This window comes from Bradyrhizobium sp. (genome assembly GCF_019244115.1).
GTDB lineage: Bacteria > Pseudomonadota > Alphaproteobacteria > Rhizobiales > Xanthobacteraceae > Bradyrhizobium.
Map to the genome: position 1 here is coordinate 1 of NZ_JAFATE010000873.1, position 2,116 is coordinate 2,116.

Annotated in this window: 3 protein-coding genes; all 3 read left to right on the forward strand. The window is 64.5% G+C overall.

Features of this window, described 5'->3' with window-relative positions:
• Positions 1 to 2 precede the first annotated feature (2 nt).
• Positions 3 to 317, forward strand: a complete 315-nt coding sequence (locus JOZ76_RS36745) for a winged helix-turn-helix domain-containing protein (RefSeq protein WP_291706268.1) — start codon at positions 3 to 5, stop codon at positions 315 to 317.
• 85 nt (positions 318 to 402) lie between these two features.
• On the forward strand, positions 403 to 864 hold the full coding sequence (locus JOZ76_RS36750) for a hypothetical protein (RefSeq protein WP_291706269.1): 462 nt from the start codon (positions 403 to 405) through the stop codon (positions 862 to 864).
• 21 nt (positions 865 to 885) lie between these two features.
• Positions 886 to 1,563 (forward strand): transposase, encoded by a 678-nt coding sequence (locus JOZ76_RS36755; RefSeq protein ID WP_291706270.1) that lies wholly within the window; start codon positions 886 to 888, stop codon positions 1,561 to 1,563.
• The last annotated feature ends 553 nt before the right edge of the window (positions 1,564 to 2,116 follow it).

Sequence of the window (2,116 nt, forward strand, 5' to 3'; positions counted from 1 at the left end):
GGATCGGGCCGGGCAAGATCGAGCTTCTGGAGAACATCCAGAAGCTCGGCTCGATCTCGGCTGCCGGCCGTGCCATGGACATGTCCTACAAGCGCGCCTGGGATCTGGTCGACGAGATCAACCGCATCTGCCGTCAGGCCGCGGTCGAGCGCCAGACCGGCGGCAGGAACGGCGGTGGCGCCGCACTGACGCCGTTCGGGCTTTCCTTGGTGGCGCGCTATCGCAAGATCGAGCGCGACGCGGCCAGCGCCGTGCGCAAGGAGCTGGCGGCGCTCTCCAGCGACATCGGCAAAGCAAGGAAGATTGCGGCGCGGTGAGAACTTGTAGATTCCATGGGGGAGCGGTGAGCGAGCCCTTCCGGTAGGTTTGGGTTTTCCACGACTCGAACCATCGGAGAGCCAGATGCAAGCATCGACCCAAGGCACGCCCACCGCGGACAATTGTGGCACGATTTTTGTTGCGATTGAACTCAGTCAGAAGAAGTGGCTGGTCACGCTGCACAGTCCGGACCGGGGACGGATGTCGCGTCACAACCTCGAGGGAGGCGATCACGCCGGGCTGTTGGCGCTGATCGCAAAGGTCCGGGCGCGGGCGGCGCAGAAGCTCGGATATGAGCCGCGCGTGGTGAGCTGCTACGAGGCCGGCTATGACGGCTTCTGGCTGCACCGGCTGCTGGTCGCGGCGATGATCACCAGCTTCGTGTTCGATCCGTCGAGCATCGCGGTCGAGCAGCGGTCGCGGCGGGCGAAGACGGACCGGATCGACGGCGAGCTCCTGCTGAGCACGCTGATGGCGTATCTGCGGGGCGAGCGCCGCGCGGTTCGCGTGGTCCACGTGCCGACGGTCGTACAGGACGACGCCTGACACGCCGGCCGCGAGCGCGACGTGCTGGTCAAGGAGCAGACGGCCCATACCAACCGGATCAAGGCGCTGCTGCGTCTTGTGGGCATGGCGGTCGGCAATCCACGGCGGAAGGACTGGCTCAGCTGGCTGGAGCGGCAGCGCGACTGGCAGGGACAACCGGTGCCGCCGCATCTGATGTCCGAGATCAAGCGCGAGCATGCGCGTCTGATGACGGTGCGCGAGCAGCTTGCGGCGGTGGAGCAAAGCCTGGAACAGAGCCAAATCGGGGACGCAGCTGCCGCTCCCACGGTACTGGCCAAGCAGTGCCAGCTTCTGCGCCGGCTCAAGGGGTTCGGTCCGGCCTTCGCCATGAGCTTGGCGAGCGAGCTGTTCTACAAGGACTTCCGCAACCGGCGCGAGGTGGCCAGCTATTGCGGCCTGGCGCCCAGTCCGTGGCAGAGCGGCAGCATCGATCGCGAGCAGGGCATCAGCAAGGCGGGCAACCGGCGCGTCCGCCAGAAAGTGGTCGAGCTGGCCTGGCTCTGGCTGCGTCATCAGCCGGAGAGCGCGCTCAGTCGCTGGTTCTGCAGCCGCACCCTCAACGCCGGCAAGCGCGCCAGACGCATCGCGATCGTGGCGCTGGCCCGCAAGCTGGTGGTGGCGCTGTGGCGCTATCTGGAAACCGGCTTGGTGCCTGAGGAGGCCGTGATGAAGGCTTAACCGAACTTCGCGATCAGGCCCGCGGTTCGCCGCGGTCTCTGAGGATGGATGACGACCGGGCCACCCTAGGGCTGCACCAACAGCCGATTTGTAGATGGGTCTCATCCTCTCGTGGCTTCTTCGCCGCAAGCATGCGGAACGTGGGTACGGATCACATGATCCGACCGGATATGAGGTGATGCAGCGAGCAGCTGCAGCAACTTCGAAGCCAGTCCTCGGTCACGACCGCCGGTTCATCGCGCCACTCTCGGCTTCGCGAGCTCACCGCAAAGCCGCCCGCCGCTACAGCGCTGTTTGGGGCGCGCGTCGGTCGGCTTTGCTCCACGGAGTAATGCTGCTCAAGGGATACCACAGCATAGACAGAAAAACTGACCCCGACCTCTCAAAGAGGCTTGACACACAAATCCCCATATGAGGGTGGGCAAAGCGGCCACATGCACCGAAGCTTGCCAGGCAAAGGCAGAAGCGTGCCCACCATTTAAAAGCATGCTGTTGATAGATGGTGGGCACGCTTTGCTTAGTCGTACTAAGTCACCTGTGTGGTGCTCTCGTT

Coding starts and splice junctions, on each gene's coding strand:
- JOZ76_RS36750 (WP_291706269.1), top strand. CDS start 403: ATGCAAGCATCGACCCAAGGCACGCCCACCGCGGACAATTGTGGCACG.